Source organism: Rubrivirga litoralis, from assembly GCF_031846415.1.
In the GTDB taxonomy this organism is placed as follows: domain Bacteria; phylum Bacteroidota; class Rhodothermia; order Rhodothermales; family Rubricoccaceae; genus Rubrivirga; species Rubrivirga litoralis.
Genome location: NZ_JAVRHT010000020.1, coordinates 42,344 through 60,076, shown reverse-complemented (window position 1 = coordinate 60,076; position 17,733 = coordinate 42,344). Strand labels below are relative to the sequence as shown.

15 protein-coding genes are annotated in these 17,733 nt (G+C 72.7%); 9 read left to right on the top strand and 6 right to left on the bottom strand.

All coding sequences use genetic code 11. The features are described from left to right. Positions 1 to 178 precede the first annotated feature (178 nt). The gene (locus tag RM540_RS09810) at positions 179 to 352 is read right to left on the bottom strand and encodes a hypothetical protein (protein WP_311663592.1); all 174 of its coding nucleotides are present in this window, start codon (positions 350 to 352) and stop codon (positions 179 to 181) included. 184 nt (positions 353 to 536) lie between these two features. Here RM540_RS09810 and RM540_RS09805 point away from each other — a divergent pair, with 184 nt between their 5' ends. After that, positions 537 to 947 (top strand): hypothetical protein, encoded by a 411-nt coding sequence (locus RM540_RS09805; RefSeq protein WP_311663590.1) that lies wholly within the window; start codon positions 537 to 539, stop codon positions 945 to 947. Positions 948 to 1,041: 94 nt separating this feature from the next. Beyond that, a complete protein-coding gene (locus RM540_RS09800; RefSeq protein WP_311663588.1) occupies positions 1,042 to 2,511 on the top strand; it encodes an alkaline phosphatase D family protein in 1,470 nt (489 codons plus the stop codon). Positions 2,512 to 2,616: 105 nt separating this feature from the next. Here the strand turns inward: RM540_RS09800 and dps are convergent, their stop codons facing one another. Continuing rightward, the gene (dps, locus tag RM540_RS09795; protein ID WP_311663586.1) at positions 2,617 to 3,213 is read right to left on the bottom strand and encodes a DNA starvation/stationary phase protection protein Dps; all 597 of its coding nucleotides are present in this window, start codon (positions 3,211 to 3,213) and stop codon (positions 2,617 to 2,619) included. 150 nt (positions 3,214 to 3,363) lie between these two features. Then, a complete protein-coding gene (locus tag RM540_RS09790; RefSeq protein WP_311663584.1) occupies positions 3,364 to 3,687 on the bottom strand; it encodes a DUF5335 family protein in 324 nt (107 codons plus the stop codon). 492 nt (positions 3,688 to 4,179) lie between these two features. Here RM540_RS09790 and RM540_RS09785 point away from each other — a divergent pair, with 492 nt between their 5' ends. Beyond that, positions 4,180 to 6,540 (top strand): ATP-dependent helicase, encoded by a 2,361-nt coding sequence (locus RM540_RS09785; protein WP_311663582.1) that lies wholly within the window; start codon positions 4,180 to 4,182, stop codon positions 6,538 to 6,540. 130 nt (positions 6,541 to 6,670) lie between these two features. On the opposite strand, the gene RM540_RS09780 is transcribed toward RM540_RS09785, so the two are convergent. Further along, the gene (locus tag RM540_RS09780) at positions 6,671 to 9,691 is read right to left on the bottom strand and encodes a response regulator (RefSeq protein WP_311663580.1); all 3,021 of its coding nucleotides are present in this window, start codon (positions 9,689 to 9,691) and stop codon (positions 6,671 to 6,673) included. 161 nt (positions 9,692 to 9,852) lie between these two features. Here RM540_RS09780 and serA point away from each other — a divergent pair, with 161 nt between their 5' ends. The 6 genes from serA to guaA all read left to right on the top strand — a co-directional run bounded on the left by serA (position 9,853) and on the right by guaA (position 16,361). Next, positions 9,853 to 11,082, top strand: a complete 1,230-nt coding sequence (gene serA / locus RM540_RS09775) for a phosphoglycerate dehydrogenase (RefSeq protein ID WP_311663578.1) — start codon at positions 9,853 to 9,855, stop codon at positions 11,080 to 11,082. A gap of 514 nt (positions 11,083 to 11,596) precedes the next feature. Further along, positions 11,597 to 12,166 (top strand): elongation factor P, encoded by a 570-nt coding sequence (gene efp / locus RM540_RS09770; protein ID WP_311663576.1) that lies wholly within the window; start codon positions 11,597 to 11,599, stop codon positions 12,164 to 12,166. A gap of 99 nt (positions 12,167 to 12,265) precedes the next feature. Beyond that, positions 12,266 to 12,763: an acetyl-CoA carboxylase biotin carboxyl carrier protein gene (accB, locus tag RM540_RS09765; protein ID WP_349256316.1), complete on the top strand. Its 498-nt coding sequence runs from the start codon at positions 12,266 to 12,268 to the stop codon at positions 12,761 to 12,763. A gap of 69 nt (positions 12,764 to 12,832) precedes the next feature. Continuing rightward, positions 12,833 to 14,179 carry an acetyl-CoA carboxylase biotin carboxylase subunit gene (gene accC / locus RM540_RS09760; protein WP_311663572.1) on the top strand — a complete coding sequence of 449 codons (1,347 nt, stop codon included), beginning with the start codon at positions 12,833 to 12,835 and terminating at the stop codon, positions 14,177 to 14,179. 99 nt (positions 14,180 to 14,278) lie between these two features. Further along, the gene (gene gcvH / locus RM540_RS09755; protein ID WP_311663570.1) at positions 14,279 to 14,665 is read left to right on the top strand and encodes a glycine cleavage system protein GcvH; all 387 of its coding nucleotides are present in this window, start codon (positions 14,279 to 14,281) and stop codon (positions 14,663 to 14,665) included. A gap of 109 nt (positions 14,666 to 14,774) precedes the next feature. After that, entirely contained in the window at positions 14,775 to 16,361 is a 1,587-nt protein-coding gene (gene guaA, locus RM540_RS09750; RefSeq protein ID WP_311663567.1) for a glutamine-hydrolyzing GMP synthase, read from the top strand. A 187-nt stretch (positions 16,362 to 16,548) separates the two neighbouring features. Here the strand turns inward: guaA and RM540_RS09745 are convergent, their stop codons facing one another. After that, the gene (locus RM540_RS09745) at positions 16,549 to 16,977 is read right to left on the bottom strand and encodes a tetratricopeptide repeat protein (RefSeq protein ID WP_311663565.1); all 429 of its coding nucleotides are present in this window, start codon (positions 16,975 to 16,977) and stop codon (positions 16,549 to 16,551) included. A gap of 123 nt (positions 16,978 to 17,100) precedes the next feature. Beyond that, positions 17,101 to 17,556: a hypothetical protein gene (locus RM540_RS09740; RefSeq protein WP_311663563.1), complete on the bottom strand. Its 456-nt coding sequence runs from the start codon at positions 17,554 to 17,556 to the stop codon at positions 17,101 to 17,103. Positions 17,557 to 17,733: the final 177 nt, after the last annotated feature.

Below are 17,733 nucleotides of genomic sequence, written 5' to 3'. Positions count from 1 at the left end.
CCTCGGGCCGACGCGCGACCGCTGCCCACATCGACACCACCCCGCCCCCGTGCAGCGCGGAGGGCGGGGCGGCGAGAGCGCACCGTTCAGGAGGACGCAGAGTGCGGACCCGCGGCTCGGGTGGCCCGCCTGGAGCCGTACCGCGTACCCGGTACCCCGTACCCATCCGGAGGGTGCTCTAGAAATCGTCGTCGTCGTCGCCGAGGTCGTCGTCCTCGAACTCGTCGCCGTCGAGCTCCAGGTCCTCGTCGTCCAGATCGAGGTCGTCGTCGAGGTCCAGGTCGTCGTCGTCCAGGTCGAGGTCGTCGTCGAGACTCAGGTCGTCGTCGTTCAGGTCGTCCAGGTCGTCCATGAGCGTGGAGGAGGAGGTGCCCGCCGAGTCTACCGCGCGGGGGCGGGGCGGGCAAGACCGGCGGCCCCTGACCGATGAATCGGGGGGGAAAGCGGGGCGGGGCGGGCGCTACGACCCGGCCGCCCTGGGGCGCGCGGAGTAGCTTCGGCCCCTCTGCTCTCCGTTCCAACTCCCGGCCCCTCTCATGTTCGACGACCGCAGCGCGTACCCCCACCCCGACGAGTTCAAGGTGGTCCGCCCCGAGTACTCCGACCCCGAGGACGAGGGAGACGACGTGATCGCCATCATCAACATCCCGCCGTTCCGCGTCGTCGGGTACAGCGCCACGCGGCCGGGCGCGCGCCGGGCGGCCCTCTACGAGGCCTCCAAGGAGTACCGCGGCTACCACCCGAGCCACCGCGTCGAGAGCCCGTTCCCCGACGAGTTCGAGGACCTGGAGGGGACGAAGTGGTCCCGCGTCCGGGCCTCCAAGCGCGACGAGCTGGGCGACTACGAGTTCGAGGACGAGAACGGCGAGGACTCGGCCGACATCGAGCAGATGCTCCAGTGGGACGTCCGCCCCGCCCCCGTCTACGAGGACGAGGAGGACGAGTAGCCCTGAGACCATGATCGTTCGCGCCGCGCCCTTTCGCTGGGGCGCGGCGTTTTCTTTGGCTCCGCCCCGCCCCCTGGCCCCGCCCCGCCCCGCGATGACCGTCCCGCCCCGCCCCGCCCTCCTCGCCGGCCTCGCCCTGCTCCTCGTGGGAGGCGGGTGCGCGCCGGCCCTCACCGCCGCCTCGTCCACGCCCGCCGGCCAGGCCGCGATCGAGCGGGCCGTGCAGACGGCGCTCGCCCGGGCCGGGCTGGCCCCGCCGGCCGCCGCCGCGCCCGCCGGGGCGGGGCGGCTCGCCGCCGGCCCCATGCTCGCCGACGTCACGGCGCGCGGGGCCGCCGTCTGGGTCCAGACCGACGGGCCGGCCGAGGTGACGCTGACGGTCCGCGCCGAGGGCGGGGCGGAGGTCGTGCAGACGGTGACGGCCGCGACCAGCGCGGACGGGACGGCCACGGTCCGCCTCGACGACCTGGAGCCGGGGCAGACCTACGGCTACGCCGTCGAGGTCAACGGGCAGGCCGTCTCGTTCCCCTACCCGACCGCGTTCACGACGCAGGACCTGTGGCAGTGGCGGACCGACCCGCCCGCGTTCACGGTCGCCTTCGGCTCGTGCTACTACGACAACGACCCGCCGTACGACCGCCCCGGCCGGCCCTACGGCGGGCCGACGGCCATCTTCGAGACCATCCGCCAGGCGCGCCCGGACCTCATGCTGTGGCTGGGCGACAACGTCTACCTCCGCGAGGTCGACTGGTGGAGCGCCGGCGGCATCGCGCACCGCTACGCCCACAACCGCGCCGAGCCCGACCTCCAGCCGCTCCTCGCCGCCGCCCCCCACTACGCCACGTGGGATGACCACGACTACGGCCCCAACAACGCGGACCGCTCGTACATCCTGAAGGGCGAGACGCTCGACGCGTTCACGCGCTACTGGCCCGCCGCCGCGCGCGGGCTCCCCGGCGTGCCCGGCGTGTTCACGCACTTCCAGTGGGGCGACGTCGAGTTCTTCCTCCTCGACGACCGCTACCACCGGGCGCCCAACGACGCGCCGGCCCCGGAGCAGACGGTCCTGGGCCGCGAGCAGCTCCAGTGGCTCCTCGACGCGCTCACCGGGAGCGACGCCCCGTTCAAGGTGGTCGCCTTCGGGGGCCAGTTCCTCAACCCGGTGCCGGTGTTCGAGACCTACGCGGCCGTCGCGCCGGCCGAGCGGGCGTTCCTCCTCGACCAGCTCCGGCTGCGGGCCGTCGACGGCGTCGTGTTCCTCTCCGGCGACCGCCACCACGCCGAGCTCCTGAAGCTGGACCGGCCCGGGGCGTACCCGCTCTACGAGTTCACGTCGAGCCCGCTCACGGCCGGCGTCTCCGACGCCGCGCTCGACCCGGGCTCGCCCGAGGCCGCCAACCCGCTCCGCGTGCCGGGCACGCTCGTCGCCGACCGCCACAACTTCGGGACGCTCTCGGTCTCCGGCCCCCGCACCGACCGCACGCTGACGATGCGGGCGCTCGACGCCGAGGGCGCCGTGCTGTGGGAGCGGGCCGTCCGTGCCGCCGAGTTGCGGACGCCGTAGGACCACCCCGCCCCGCTCGCGGACCGGACACGCCGGGCGGGGTGGCTCGACGCAAACCGCCCCGCCCTGGACAGGGCGGGGCGGCGAGAGGCGGCAGGCGCGGGGTTACTGGCCCACGGCCTCGAGGTCGGGGTCCTGGCCCTGCTCCTTCAGGCCGCCGTGGTAGCGCTGGAGGTGGGCCTCGACGAACCACGTGCCGCGGTCGGCGATGTGCGTGATCTGGTCGTAGAGGTCCGTCGTGCCCGGGTCGCCCACGTCGTCGGACGCCTTGTTGGCGTCGCGGATGTGGTCGGCGTACTCGGCCCAGCGGTCGGCCAGCGTCGTCAGGAACGACGGGTCGTTGAACGTGTCGTCGTCGCCCTCGGCCTCGGTCCCGGGGAACGGCGAGATCGGGCTGCTCTGGGCCGCCATGCGGACGGTCCCGAAGGCGTAGCCGCCCAGGAGCACGACGCGCTCGGCGACGAGGTCGAGCGGCTCCTCCAGCTTCTCGGCCAGCTCGTCGTAGAGGAGGTGGAGCTGGTAGAAGTCCTTGCCCTTGACGTTCCAGTGCGCCTGCTTCGTCTGGGAGTACAGGTCGCTCGTCGCGGCCAGCGTCTTGTTGAGGAGGCCGACGAGCGTCTGCCGCTTGTCCTCGTCAATGCCGAGGCGCGTGTGGTAGGGGGTGCGGGCCTGCTGGGAGGCGCCGTTTTTCGGAGTAGCCATGCGTAGAGGGGGAGAGTAGAGTGTTGGGTATCGAACGGGGGCGGGGCGGGGCAGATCCGCCCCGCCCGCGCCCTCACGGGCGTTTCAGAGAACGCCCGCCGCGCCCAGGAGCGGGCGGGGCGGGCGCGGGCATGCAGAGCCGGGCGGGCGCTACTTCTTCAGCTCGATGACCTCGCGGTCGCCGTCCTTGCGGACCACCTCGAAGCTCGGGAGGTCGCCGTCGTCCTTGACGTGGATCTCGGTCGGGTTGTTGACCAGGTGGTCCATGCCCTCCATCGCGACCTCGAACAGGTCGTCCTTGGGGTCGTAGGTGAGGCCGTGGAGCGGGAGCCAGTCGGCGAGCACCTGGTCGCCGTTCTCTTCGGAGAGGACGCGGACGTGCGCCTTGCCGACGTCGCCGCCCTCGATCCGGTCTTTGGAGAAGGTGTCGAAGTAGTCGTTCCAGTCGGTGCGGTCGAGGGAGCGGGTGGCCATAGCAGAGGTGGGTTGGAGAGGGGAGCCTGTTCCACCCCGCCCCCGCGTCACAGATCCGCCGGACCCGGCTCCTGCCCGTTCGCCCTACGCGCCTCCCAGGGACGGCCCCAGACGCGCCCTCTGCAAACGGACTCCGCGGGCGGGGCGGCCACGGGCGGGGCGGGTCCATGTCGAACCGCCCCGCCCGACAACCACCCCGCCCTTTGGGTCCTGGCCCCTCTTCGCTGCGCCGACGCTGCGTGGTGGCCAGGAGGGGAACCGCCGCCGCCTCACGTGGGCCTCGCTGACATCCCTGACCGCCCCGCCCGCCCCGGGCACGACACGAGTATTTCTGGGGCGGGGCGGCCGAAGGGTCGCACGCATCCCGCCGCACGCATCCCGCCGGCCGAGGGCGGGGTGGGCGTCAGGATTCACGCCGCCCCGCCCGGCGCGGGCCGTCCGGCGCGGCCGCGCTCGCGTAGGTTCGGGCGAGACCCAAACTGCTCCGCTCCGATGAAGACGTTCGCCCTCCGCCCCCCGCCCGACGGCGGCCCCGACCGCCCCGCCCCGCCCACGGCCTCCGCCGACGACGGCGCCGTCGAGGCGCTCCTGGGCGGCCTCAACCCGGCCCAGCAGGAGGCGGCCGGCACGACCGAGGGGCCGGTCATGATCATCGCCGGGCCGGGCTCGGGCAAGACGCGGACGCTCACGCACCGGGTGGCCGTCCTCATCGCGGCCAAAAAGGCGTGGCCGAGCCAGATCCTCGCCCTCACCTTCACCAACAAGGCCGCCCGCGAGATGCGCGCCCGCGTGACCGACCTCGTGGGCGACGAGGCCAAGGGCATGTGGATGGGCACGTTCCACAGCGTCTTTAGCCGCGTGCTCCGCCGCGAGGCCGACAAGATCGGGTTCTCGCGCAACTTCACGATCTACGACTCCGACGACACCGAGCGGCTCCTCAAGGAGCTCATGACGCGCTACGGGGTCGACCCCAAGCGCGTCACGCCGCGGTCGGTGCGGAGCGCGATCTCGGGCGCCAAGAACGCCCAGGTGGGGCCGGACGAGTACGCGCGCCTCGCGGGCGACCCGTTCACCGAGGCCGCAGCACGGCTCTACGCGCCCTACAACGCGGCGCTCCGGCAGGCCAACGCGATGGACTTCGACGACCTGCTCGGGTGGCCCATCCGCCTCTTCGAGCAGCACCCGGATGTCCTCAAAGAGTACCAGCGGCGGTGGCGCTACCTCCACATCGACGAGTACCAGGACACGAACCGGACGCAGTACGTGCTCGCCAAGCTCCTGGCCGCCGAGCACCGCAACATCTGTGTGGTCGGCGACGACGCCCAGAGCATCTACGCCTTCCGCGGGGCCGACATCCAGAACATCCTCTCGTTCCAGAAGGACTACCCCGAGGCCAAGACGATCCGCCTGGAGCAGAACTACCGGAGCACGCAGCGGATCGTGCGCCTGGCCGACGCCGTCATCAGCGGCAACACGAAGCAGCTCGACAAGACGCTCTGGACCGACAACTCCGAGGGCGACCCCGTCATCCTCATGGAGGCGCTGTCGGAGCGCGACGAGGCGCAGAAGGTGGAGCGGACGATCCGCGACCTCCGCTCGCGGTCCGGCATCGGGTGGTCCGACGTGGCCGTGCTCTACCGGACGAACGCCCAGTCGCGCTCGATCGAGGAGGCGCTCCGGCGGGGCGGGATCCCGTACCGGCTCGTCGGCGGCGTGAGCTTCTACCAGCGCAAGGAGATCAAGGACGCGCTCGCCTACCTCCGCCTCGCCGTCAACCCGTCCGACGAGGCGTCGCTGCTCCGCGTCGTCAACACGCCGACGCGCGGGATCGGCGGCAAGACGGTCGACCAGCTCCGCGCCTACGCGACCGAGCACCGGGTCGGGCTGTGGCAGGCGGTCCAGGACCCGGGCGGGGCGGGGCTCTCGGCGCGCGCGGCGAAGGCCGTCGAGGGGTTCGGGTTTTTGGTCTCGCGGTTCGCCTCGAAGGCGCAGACGGCGCCGGCCGACGAGCTCGCCCGCGAGCTCATCCAGGAGACCGGGCTGCTCCAGTCGTACCGCGACCAGAACACGCCCGAGGCGCTGGCCCGGTTGGAGAACATCCATGAGCTGCTCAACGCCGTTGCCGAGTTCGCCGGCGGCGACCCGTCCGGCGAGCCGCGTACGCTGAGCGAGTTCTTGCAAGAGGTGAGCCTCGTGGCCGACGTGGACCGCCTGGGCGACGACGACAACCGCGTCACGCTCATGACGCTCCACGCCTCGAAGGGGCTCGAGTTCAAGGTCGTGTTCGTGACCGGGCTGGAGGAGGGCCTGTTCCCGCTCGCCAAGGCGGCCCAGGACCCGACGGAGCTGGAGGAGGAGCGGCGGCTCCTCTACGTCGGCGTGACGCGCGCCGAGGAGGCCCTCTACCTCAGCTACGCCCGGAGCCGGTACCGCTACGGCGACCAGCAGTCGAGCGTCCGCAGCCGGTTCCTCGACGAGCTCGACGGCGACGACCTGCTGCGCACGGAGTCCGGCGGCCGGTTCGAGGCGCGGGCGGGGCGGTTCGAGCCGTCGGCCGGCGGCACGGGCGGCTACGGCGACATGTCGCCGGACTACTGGAAGCGCTCGCTGCGGCCGGACAGCGGCCCCAAGCGGAAGACCAAGCGGGTCGCGTCCGGCGAGCGCGAGGTCGTCTACGACGAGGGCGAGTCGGCGATCGTGCCGGGCGTCCGTGTGCACCACCGCTCGTTCGGGAACGGGAAGGTGCTGGCCGTCGAGGGCGCCGGCGAGCGCGCCGCGGCGACGGTGTTTTTTAACTCGGTCGGCCAGAAAAAGCTGAAGCTGGCGTTCGCGCGCCTCCAGGTGGTCGAGTAGGGGCGAGCGGCGGTCGCCCTGGGAGCGCGCGCCACCCCGCCCCACGGTGCCCGCCCCGCCCTCGGCGTGGGCGGGGCGGCGGCCACGGGCGGGGCGGCGGCCCTGCCCCGCGCCCCTTCGCCATTGTCCCCTACGCCGCGACCGCCCCGCCCCCGGCGGCGGCCACGTCCGCGAGCACGGCCCGGAGGTCGTCGAGCTTGACCGGCTTCGTGAGGTAGTCGTCGGCCCCGGCCGCCAGGCACCGCTCCCGGTCGCCCCGCATCGCGTTGGCCGTGAGCGCGACGACGCGGGGCTGCGCCACGTCGGCCGACCGGATCTGCCGCGTCGCGTCGAGCCCGTCGAGCTCCGGCATCTGCACGTCCATCAGCACGAGGTCGTACGGGCGCCCCCGCGCCGCCCGAGCCTGCACCGCGGCCACGGCCTCGGCCCCGTTCGCCGCCACGTCGGCCCCGTGCCCCAGCCGCTCGAGGATGCGGAGGGCCACCTTCTGGTTGACCACGTTGTCCTCGGCCAGCAGGACCGCGACGGCGCCCCCCGCCCCGCCCCGCTCGGCCGCCGGCGCCGGGGGCGGGGCGGCCCGCCCGGGGCCGGCGAACGCGCCGACCAGGACGTCGTAGAGGAGGGCCGGCTTGGTCGGCTTGTAGAGGACTGCGTGGACGCCGGCGGCCTCGGCCCGCTCGCGGAGCGCGGCGTCACGGGCTACCGACGTGAGCAGGACCATGAGCGGGGGCGGGGCGGGGCCGGCCCGGAGCGCCGCGGCGACGCCGAGCCCGTCGAGGTCCGGCATCTGCATGTCGAGCACGACGAGGTCGTACGGGTCCGCCCCGCTCGCGGCGTCCGCGGCGTCGGCCACGGCGGCGACGGCCTCGGCCCCCGACGCGACGGCGTCGGCCCGCATCCCCCACCGGGCCGCCAGCCGCACCACGATCTCGCGGTTGACCGCGTGGTCGTCGACGACGAGCACGCGGCGGCCGGCCAGCGCCGGCTGCTCGGGCCTCAGGAACACCCGGCGCTCCGACGGGGCCACGGTCGCCTCGACCGTGAACGCGAACGTCGAGCCGACGTCGGGCTCCGACTCGGCCCAGATCTCGCCGCCCATGAGTTCGACGAGCCGCTTCGAGATGGCCAGCCCCAGCCCGGTCCCCCCGAACCGCCGCGTCGTCGAGGCGTCGGCCTGCGTGAAGCTCCCGAACACGTGGTCCAGCTTGTCGGCCTCGATCCCGATGCCCGTGTCCTCGACGGCCACGCGGAGCGCGGTCCGCCCGCCGGCCTCGACGTCGGGCGGGGCGGCCGAGACGCGGACGCAGACGCTCCCCTCGTGCGTGAACTTGACCGCGTTCGAGAGCAGGTTGACGAGCACCTGGCGGACCCGGCTCGCGTCGCCCACGACGGCGCCGGGCACGCCGTCCTCGACGACGTAGGCGAGCTCGACGCCCTTCTCGGCCGCCGGCTGCGCGACGAGGTCGAGCGCGTCCTCGACGGCCTGCCGCACGTCGAAGGGGGTCTCTTCGAGGTCGAGGTGCCCGGCCTCGATCTTGGAGAAGTCGAGGATGTCGTTGATGAGCGTGAGGAGCGCGTCGCCGCTCGTGCGCACGGTCTCGACGAACCCGCGCTGCTCGTCGTCGAGGTCGGTGTCGAGGAGGAGCGACGTCATCCCGATCACGCCGTTCATGGGCGTGCGGATCTCGTGGCTCATGTTGGCCAGGAACTCGCTCTTCGCCTGCGTCGACGCCTCGGCCGCCTCTTTCGCTTCGAGGAGCGCGGTCCGCGCCGCCTTCGCCTCCGTCACGTCGCGCACCACGGCGATCGCGCCGACCGCCCCGCCCGCGGCGTCGCGGAGCGGGACGTGCACGGCCTCGACCGTGCGCGCGCGGCCGGCCCGGTCGACGAGCGAGTGCTCGAACGGGCAACCGGCCTCGTTGCGGTCGAGGATGTCCCGTAGCCGCCGCCCGACCTCGCGGGCGATCGGCGCGGGGAGCAGATCCGCCGGTCGTTTCCCGAGGATGTCCTCGACCGTAGCCCCCGAATAGATCTGGGCGGGGCGGGCGTTGGCGAGGACCAGGCGCCCCTCCTCGTCGTGCACGAAGACCGAGAGCGGGAGCGCGTCGATGGTCGCCTGGAGCAGCCGCTTCTGGTCCTCGACGGCGGCCTGCGCGCGGCGCTCGTCGGTCACGTCGCGCGTGACGCCGACCACGCCGACGACCGCCCCGCCCCCGTCGCGGAGCGGGACCCGCGTCGTGAGTACGGACAGCTCGCGGCCGTCGCGGGCGGTGACCGCGTGTTCCACGCCGACGATGGCCTCCCCCGTTTCGAAGATCGGGAGCCGCTCCTCGTGCATGGTCTTGGCGATGTCGGGCGGCAATACGTCGTGGGCCGTCTTCCCGAAGAGGCCCTCGACGCTCCCGGCCGAGGTCTGCTCGGCGCCCGTCGCGTTGGCAGCGATAAAGCGGCCGTCGCGGTCGACAGCGAAGATGGCGTCGGGGATGGCGTCGACGACGGTCTGGAGCAGGCGGCGCCGGCTCTCGGCCTCCTCGGTCGCAGCGACGAGCCGGCCGTACGACGCTGACAGCGCGTCCTGGCTCTCACGGAGCGCCTGGAGGTCTCGGAGCCGCGCCACGCTGACGATCCCGAGCGCGGTCAGGAAGAACGCGACGGTCGTCGCGAGCGACGCGAGCGGGAGCGCGAGCTCCCCGACGGGCGGGGCGGTCCACGCCGCTGGGATGAAGAGGGTCAAGGCGAGGGCCGCGAGCGAGCCGAACAGCTCGCGCTCGGTCCGCGCGAGTTGGGCGATCACGAGCCCGGTCAGGGCGGTGGCCAAGAGGTGCGTCGACGTCCAGTTCGTGTCGAGCCCGTTCCGTACCGCCGCCCACCCGAAAAACAGGGCGGCCGCGTAGGCGATCGTCAGCGTGATGCCCCGGAGCCGCTGCCGGACCCCGTCGCTCACGTACGTCAGCACGAGCACGGTAGCGGCCGCACCGGAGATCACCAGCCGGTAGGCGAGAGGGTCGTCGTAGACACGCCCCCCGAGCCGGTCCATCACCCACAACGTGATGGCCGCCACGGCCGCCAGCAGGATCATCAGCCGGTGCGCGCGGAGGGCCGACGGCGTCATGGCCTCGGTGGCGGGCGGGGCGGGCGGGGCGGTGGGCACGGTCCGGGGCGGCGGGGGAACGGGACGCAGGTATCGGAGCCTGCCCGGCGGCCGTTAACCGCCGCCGCACGTTTCCGGGGCCGCCCCGCCCGAGCCGCCCGGATCAGCGCGCCGCGCGGCCGGTTCGACCGGCGCGCCCCGCCCCACGACCGCCCCGCCCGATGGCCGCCACGTCGCTCGACAAAGACAAGATCAAGGTCCTGCTCCTGGAGGGCGTTCACGACACCGCCGTCCGGGCCTTCCGGGAGGCCGGCTACACGCGCGTCGAGCGCGAGGGCGGGGCGGCGACCGGCGACGCGCTCCTCGACCTCGTCCGCGACGTGCACTTTCTGGGCATCCGCTCGCGGACGCAGCTGACGGCCGACGTGTTCAGGGCGGCCGAGAAGCTGGTCGCCGTGGGCGCGTTCTGCATCGGGACCAACCAGATTGACCTGGAGGCGGCGAGCCGGCGCGGCGTGGCCGTGTTCAACGCCCCGTTCTCGAACACGCGGTCCGTCGCCGAGTTGGTGCTCGCGGAGGCCATCCTGCTGCTCCGCGGCGTGCCCGAGAAGAACGCGCGGGCGCACCGCGGCGAGTGGGCCAAGAGCGTGGGGACGAGCCGCGAGATCCGCGGCAAGACGCTGGGAATCGTGGGCTACGGCAACATCGGCAAGCAGCTCTCGGTGCTGGCCGAGGGGCTCGGGATGCGCGTCGTGTTCTACGACACGGCCGCCACGCTCCCGCTCGGGAACGCCCACCCCGCCCCCAGTCTGGGCGCCCTGCTGGACCAGGCCGACGTCGTCACGCTCCACGTGCCGGACACGTCGCAAACGCGGGGGCTCGTCGGGGCGGCCGAGATCGCGCGCATGAAGCCCGACGCCGTGCTCCTCAACGCCTCGCGCGGGTCGGTCGTCGACCTCAGCGCGCTCGCCGCGGCGCTCGGGCGCGGCCACCTCGCCGGCGCCGCCGTCGACGTGTACCCAACCGAGCCGGCCTCGAACGACGACCCGTTCACGTCGCCGCTCCAGGGGATCGACCGGGCGCTCTTGACGCCGCACGTTGGCGGCTCGACGGTCGAGGCCCAGGAGAACATCGGCGCCGAGGTGGCCGGCAAGCTCGTCCGCTACAGCGACAACGGGAGCACGGAGACGTCGGTGAACGTGCCCGAGGTGGCGCTCCCGCCGCACCCGGGCGCCCACCGCATCTTGCACATGCACCGGAACGTGCCGGGCGTGATCGCGGCCGTCAACGGCGTGTTCTCCGACGTCGGAGCGAACGTCGAGGCCCAGTTTCTCCAGACGCGCGGCGACCTGGGCTACGTCGTGACCGACCTCGACGGCCGGACGTCGGACGAGGCGCTCGGCGCGCTCCGCGAGGTTGAGGGGACGATCCGCACGCGCGTCCTGTTTTAAGGCCGGTACGGGGTACGGGGTACGGGGTACGGGAAGGTGCCCGCCCCGCCCGCACGGCGCGGGGGCGGGGCGGTCGCGTCGCCCCCGACCGCTCCGCCCTGGCGGGACCCTGTAGCGCCGTTGCACGCAACGGCGGGGCGGCCCTGGACGGTCGCCCGCCCCGCCCTCTGTACCGAGCGCCCCGTACCGAGTCCCCGACCTCGGGCCGACGCGCACGGGCGGGGCCGGGCGTTAGTCTGCGGCCGCCCCGCCCGCACACCCCCGCCCCGCCCGTGCCGGCCCTCTGGCTCCGCCCACCGACGCCGAGGGCGGGGCGGTGGACCTGGACGGGCTCGCGCCGGCCGGCGGCGTCGGCGCGCAGGCGTTCGGGCCGGCGAGCGTCCGCGTCTGGGTGCGGGAGGAGCGCCGCCCCGCCCGTTAGGTCCACCGGGGCCGCCCGGCTCCACGCGCGATTCGCCGCGGGCGGGGCGGCGGCGGAGTAGCTTTTCCGCCCACGCCACCCCGCCCCGACCGCATGGCCTCCACGCAAGACTTCCGCAACGGCCTCGTCCTCAACTGGAAGAACGACCTCTGGCAGATCGTTGAGTTCATGCACGTCAAGCCCGGCAAGGGCGGGGCGTTCGTGCGCGGGAAGCTCAAGAACGTCCGCAACGGGAAGATCGTCGACACCACGTTCCGGGCCGGCGAGAAGGTCGAGGACGTCCGCGTCGAACGCCGCCAGATGCAGTACCTCTACGAGGACGACCTGGGCCTCCACTTTATGAACACCGAGACGTACGAGCAGCGGACGCTCCGCAGCGACCTCGTGACGGGCAAGGAGTTTATCAAGGAGGGCGGCATGATCGACGTCCTCTTCGACGCCGGCTCCGACGAGCCGCTCAACGTCGAGCTCCCGCGCATGGTCGAGCTCGCGGTCTCGCAGACCGACCCCGGCCTCAAGGGCGACACGGCGACCGGCGCCACCAAGCCGGCCACGCTCGAGAGCGGGGCGACGGTCCAGGTGCCGCTCTTCATCAACGAGGGCGACATCGTCCGCGTGGACCCGGAGACGGGCTCCTACCAAACCCGCGTGACGGCCGCCTAGCGCCCGTCGGACTGAACGGGCGGGGCGGCCCGGTACCGCTCCGCCGCCCCGCGCCGTAGATTCCGCGCCTCTCCGCCCCGCCCGCTCTGGCACATGGACATGGACCTCGACAAGATTCAGCGCCTCCTCGAGATCGTCGCCGAGAGCGGCCTGGCCGAGGTGAAGGTCGAAGAGGAGGGGTTCAAGCTGACCGTCCGCGCCACGCAGCGGCCGGCGCCGGCGTCGACCGCCCCGCCCGTCGTGATGACGGCGCCGCCGGCCGCCGCCGCCCCGCCCAGCACTGCGCCCGCCGCCGTGTCGCCCGCCCCGCCCGCGCCGGACGAGGGCGGGGCGGCCGCCGAGCCCGGCTCGGGCGCGAACGAGTCGCTGGTCCTCGCGCCCATCGTCGGCACGTTTTACGCCGCGCCCTCGCCCGAGGCCGACCCGTTCGTGGCCGTCGGCGACCGCGTCGAGGTCGGCCAGACGCTGTGCATCATCGAGGCGATGAAGCTCATGAACGAGATCCAGGCCGAGGAGGCCGGGACCGTCACCCGGCTCCTCGTCGAGAACGCGGAGCCGGTTGAGTTCGACCAGCCCCTGTTCGTGATCGAAAAGTAGAGCCCTGTTACGTGTTCAGCCTTGCGTGTTTACATGCAAACACTGGACACGCAACACGCAACACGCTCCATGATTAAAAAAGTCCTGATCGCCAACCGCGGCGAGATCGCGCTCCGCATCATCCGGACGTGCCGCGAGATGGGGATCAAGACGGTCGCCGTCTACTCGACGATCGACCGCGACTCGCTGCCCGTCAAGTTCGCCGACGAGGCCGTGTGCATCGGGCCGCCGCCGAGCGCTAAGAGCTACCTCCACATCCCGTCGATCATCGCGGCGGCCGAGGTCACGGGCGCCGACGCCGTCCACCCGGGCTACGGGTTCCTGGCCGAGAACGCCGAGTTCGCCCGCGTCTGCGACGACCACGACCTCACCTTTATCGGCCCGCGCCCCGAGACGATCTCGAAGATGGGCGACAAGTCGGTCGCCAAGGAGACCATGCGCGAGGCCGGCGTCCCCGTCGTGCCCGGCTCGGGCGGGGCGGTCGCCGACGTGGCCGAGGGGCTCGCGACGGCGCGCGAGGCCGGCTTCCCGGTCATGATCAAGGCGTCGGCCGGCGGCGGCGGCCGCGGCATGCGCATGGCCAGCAATGAGGCCGAGTTCGAGAAGCTGTTCGTGGCCGCCGGGACCGAGGCCGCCAACGCCTTCGGCGACGGCCGGCTCTACATCGAGAAGTTCGTCGAGGAGCCGCGCCACGTCGAGATCCAACTCGTCGGCGACGGCCAGGGCACGGTCGTCCACTTTGGCGAGCGCGAGTGCTCGATCCAGCGCCGCCACCAGAAGCTCCTCGAAGAGTCGCCCAGCCCCGTCGTCGACGCCGACCTCCGCGAGCGGATGGGCCGGGCCGCGATCGACGGCGCGCTCGCGGTCAACTACCGCGGGGCAGGCACGGTCGAGTTCCTGCTCGACAAGAACCGCGACTTCTACTTTATGGAGATGAACACGCGGATCCAGGTCGAGCATCCGGTGACGGAGGAAGTGACCGACACGGACCTGATCGAGTGGCAGATCCGCGTGGCCTCGGGCGAGACGATTACGAGCGGCGACCGCGCCCCGCGCGGCCACTCCATCGAGTGCCGGATCAACGCCGAGGACCCGTTCCGCAACTTCTCGCCCTCGCCGGGCACAATCACCGCCTTCCACAGCCCGAAGGGGCGGGGCGTTCGGTGCGACACGCACGTGTTCGCCGGCTACACGGTCCCGCCCACCTACGACTCGCTCATCGCCAAGCTCATCGTCCGCGAGGACACGCGCGAGCGGGCGATCCGCAAGATGCTCCGGGCGCTCGACGAGTTCATCATCGAGGGCCTCCACACGACGGTCCCCTTCCACCAGCAGCTGCTCCAGGACCCGCGCTTCCTCGCGGGCGACTTCGACACGAAGTTCCTCGAGCGGTTCGAGCTGGTCAAAGAGGGATAGAGGGATCGGGCATGGAGGGATGGGCAGACCGCCGCCCCGCCCCGGCCGTCCCCGTCCACCTCTGCTCGTCCCTCCATCCCTCCCCATCCCGCATCCCTCATGACCTTCCCCGACGACTGCCGCTACACCAAGGACCACGAGTGGGTCCGCCTCGAAGACGACGGGCTGGTGACCGTCGGGATCACGGACTACGCGCAGAGCGAGCTGGGCGACATCGTGTTCGTCGAGATGGAGGCCGAGGGCACCGAGGTCGAGGCCGAGGGGCCGTTCGGGACCGTCGAGGCGGTCAAGACGGTGAGCGAGCTGTTCGCGCCGATCGCCGGCACGGTCGAGTCCGTGAACCCCGACCTCGACGACGCCCCCGAGTCCGTCAACACGGACCCGTACGGGGCGGGGTGGATGGTCAAGCTCCGCCCCGCCCAGGCGTCGGACGTGGACGGCCTGCTGTCGGTGGACGAGTACAAGGAGATGATCGGGGCGGACTGAGGGACGGAGGGATAGAGGCATGGAGGGATCGGCGGACCGCCCCGCCCTCTGAGGCCGCCCCGCCCCGTCTGCCCATCCCTCCCCATCCCGTATCCCTCTCCCATCCCTCATGACTCACCACGAAACGGTCGTCGTCCTCGACTTCGGGAGCCAGACGACGCAGCTGATCGCGCGGCGCGTCCGCGAGGCCGGCGTCTACTGCGAGATCCACCCGTGCACCGTCTCGGCGGACGAGGTGGCGGCGATGCGGCCCAGCGGGCTCATCCTGTCGGGCGGGCCGCTCTCGGTCTACGACGAGGGCTCGCCGCAGGTCGACCCCGCCCTGCTGTCGCTGGAGACGCCCGGGGGCGGGGCGGTCCCCGTCCTCGGCATCTGCTACGGGCTCCAGGCGCTCGCGCACGCCCTCGGGGGCGGGGTGGAGGCGAGCGACCACCGCGAGTTCGGGCGCGCGCCGATCGTTGCCCACGAGGAGGACGCCCTGTTCCGGGGCGTCCCCGAGGGCTCCGTCGTGTGGATGAGCCACGGCGACCACCTGACGCGCCTGCCGGCCGGCTTCCGCTCGATCGCGGCGACCGACAACGCGCCGATCGCCGCCGTCGCCGCCGAGGCCGACTCGGAGCACGGGCCGATCTGGGGCGTCCAGTTTCACCCCGAGGTCGTCCACTCGGAGCACGGGGCGGCCATGCTGGGCAACTTCGTGACCGAGATCTGCGGGCTGAAGGGCGACTGGACGATGGGCTCGTTTATCGACGAGAAGACCGCTGAGATTCGCGAGACCGTCGGCGACGACCACGTCGTCCTCGGCCTCTCGGGCGGGGTCGACTCGTCGGTCGCGGCGGCCCTCTTGCACCGCGCCATCGGCGACCAGCTGACGTGCGTGTTCGTCGACAACGGGCTGCTGCGGTCGGGCGAGTTCGAGCAGGTGCAGACGACGTTCCGCGACGGGTTCGACATCGACCTCCGCGCGGTCGACGCGAGCGACCTGTTCCTGGACCGGCTCGCGGGCGTCGAGGACCCGGAGGAAAAGCGCCGGATCATCGGGCGGACCTTCATCGAGGTGTTCGAGGCCGAGACCGAGGCGATCACCGAGCGGCTGGGTCACAAGCCGCGCTTTCTTGCGCAGGGCACGCTCTACCCAGACGTGATCGAGTCGGTCAGCTTTAAGGGGCCGTCGGCGACCATCAAGACGCACCACAACGTGGGCGGGCTGCCCGAGAAGCTCGGGTTCGACCTGATCGAGCCGTTCCGCGAGCTGTTCAAGGACGAGGTCCGCGACGTGGGCCGCGCGCTCGGCGTGCCCGACGCGATCATCCGGCGGCACCCGTTCCCCGGCCCCGGCCTCGCCGTCCGCGTGCTCGGCCCGGTCACGCGCGAGGCGTGCGAGCTGCTGCGCCAGGCGGACCGGATCTGGCTCGAGGAGCTCGAACGCTCGGGCACCTACGACGACGTGTGGCAGGCGTTCGCCGTGTTGCTCCCGGTCCAGTCGGTCGGCGTCATGGGCGACTTCCGCACCTACGAGCAGGCCGCGTGCCTCCGCGCCGTGACCTCGACCGACGGCATGACGGCCGACTGGGCGCGGCTCCCGTACGAGGTCCTGGGGCGGGCGTCGAACCGGATCATCAACGAGGTCCGCGGCATCAACCGCGTGGCGTACGACGTGTCGAGCAAGCCGCCGGCGACGATCGAGTGGGAGTAGCGGGCGAGGGGTGACGCGCGACGAGCCCTCCACCCCGCCCGTGTGCCGGTGCGGGCGGGGCGGTCCCTGCCGGTAGCCGCAGGACGCTACCGCCCCGCCCGAGGAGTCCCGCCCCGAGGCGTAGGGACACCATGCATGGTGTCCGCATGGGAGAGCGCCTTGGCCTAGTGCGAGGGCGGGGTGGCGCCTACCGCTGCCGGGCGCGGTACGCCGCGAGGTCGCGGGCGGCACGTTCGTGGCCCAGCGTGGCGGCCCGCTCCAGCCATCGCGCGGCCTCGTCGTGGTCGACCTCGACGCCGTTCCCGTACATGTAGACCGTCGCGAGCATCGCCGTTGCGTCCGGGTGGCCGCTGGCGGCGAGCCGCTCGAAAACGGGAACGGCCGCCTCGTAGTCGCCCGTCATGTGGTGGCGGAAGAAGGCCACCTTGAACTGCGCGTCCGGGTCGCCCTGCGCGGCGGCCGCGTCCAGGCGCTCGATGCCGGGGAGGCTGTCGGGCTCGAATTGGCCCGACTCGAAGGCGTAGACCGAATCCGGGTGGACATCGCCGACGCGCTCCGCCCCGCCCTCGCACGCGGAAACGGACAGGAGCAGGACAACCAGGGCGGGGAGGCGCACGGCGGGCGGACCCAAAGGGCCGACTGGAGAGCACAGTAGCTCCCCTCCCTATCGGTCGCCGCCCCGCTCGTGCTAAGCCGCCCCGCCCGCCCCAACCGAGCGGGGTGAGACACTGCGCCCCCGCTACTCGGCCCGTCCGTAGCCAAGGAGGTCGGTCCACACGATGGGAGGAGCGCTGCCGTCCACGCCCTCAGAACGCGACTCGACCGAGACGGAGAGCAGGTACCGGCCGCCCCGCTCGAACTGCTCGGGGTCTTCGGCCGCGACGTGGAGGTAGCCGGCAGCGTCCAGGCTGTCGGCGTCGCTCTCGGGGAACGGCGCCCCGGTCTCCGACACGACCACGCCGTCGGCGAACAGGCACGGCGCGCAGAACACGTCCGGCGGGCAGTAGCACCGCGTGATCTTGACGACGGTCGCCTCCACGTTGTAGCGGCCGGGGACGGGCGCCGTGGTCCGCAGCTCCACGACGGACGCACTGGGCAAATCGAGCGGGGCGGGGTAGCGCCCGACGCCGTCCCCGTCGCAGGCCGAGAGCGCGCCGAGGCAGGCGAGCGCGGCGACGAACGCAAATCGGCTCATGGAAGGGGCGGGGCGGGTAGAAGCCGAGGCTACGGCGACACCGAAGAGCATCCTACGGCAAAAGGGCGTGCACCCCACCCCGCCCTCGTTCGTAGAGACACGGCTTGCCGTGTCCGGTCCGGGCGGGGCGGCCTCCGCTGGCGTCGCGGTGGCCGCGAGACTGCCACCCCGCCCGAG

Excerpts from the sequence above, each read along its gene's own strand:
- guaA (WP_311663567.1), top strand. The coding sequence starts at position 14,775 with ATGACTCACCACGAAACGGTCGTCGTCCTCGACTTCGGGAGCCAGACG.
- dps (WP_311663586.1), bottom strand. The coding sequence starts at position 3,213 with ATGGCTACTCCGAAAAACGGCGCCTCCCAGCAGGCCCGCACCCCCTAC.
- RM540_RS09790 (WP_311663584.1), bottom strand. The coding sequence starts at position 3,687 with ATGGCCACCCGCTCCCTCGACCGCACCGACTGGAACGACTACTTCGAC.
- RM540_RS09740 (WP_311663563.1), bottom strand. The coding sequence starts at position 17,556 with ATGAGCCGATTTGCGTTCGTCGCCGCGCTCGCCTGCCTCGGCGCGCTC.
- RM540_RS09785 (WP_311663582.1), top strand. The coding sequence starts at position 4,180 with ATGAAGACGTTCGCCCTCCGCCCCCCGCCCGACGGCGGCCCCGACCGC.
- accB (WP_349256316.1), top strand. The coding sequence starts at position 12,266 with ATGGACCTCGACAAGATTCAGCGCCTCCTCGAGATCGTCGCCGAGAGC.
- RM540_RS09800 (WP_311663588.1), top strand. The coding sequence starts at position 1,042 with ATGACCGTCCCGCCCCGCCCCGCCCTCCTCGCCGGCCTCGCCCTGCTC.
- accC (WP_311663572.1), top strand. The coding sequence starts at position 12,833 with ATGATTAAAAAAGTCCTGATCGCCAACCGCGGCGAGATCGCGCTCCGC.
- serA (WP_311663578.1), top strand. The coding sequence starts at position 9,853 with ATGGCCGCCACGTCGCTCGACAAAGACAAGATCAAGGTCCTGCTCCTG.
- efp (WP_311663576.1), top strand. The coding sequence starts at position 11,597 with ATGGCCTCCACGCAAGACTTCCGCAACGGCCTCGTCCTCAACTGGAAG.
- RM540_RS09810 (WP_311663592.1), bottom strand. The coding sequence starts at position 352 with ATGGACGACCTGGACGACCTGAACGACGACGACCTGAGTCTCGACGAC.
- gcvH (WP_311663570.1), top strand. The coding sequence starts at position 14,279 with ATGACCTTCCCCGACGACTGCCGCTACACCAAGGACCACGAGTGGGTC.
- RM540_RS09805 (WP_311663590.1), top strand. The coding sequence starts at position 537 with ATGTTCGACGACCGCAGCGCGTACCCCCACCCCGACGAGTTCAAGGTG.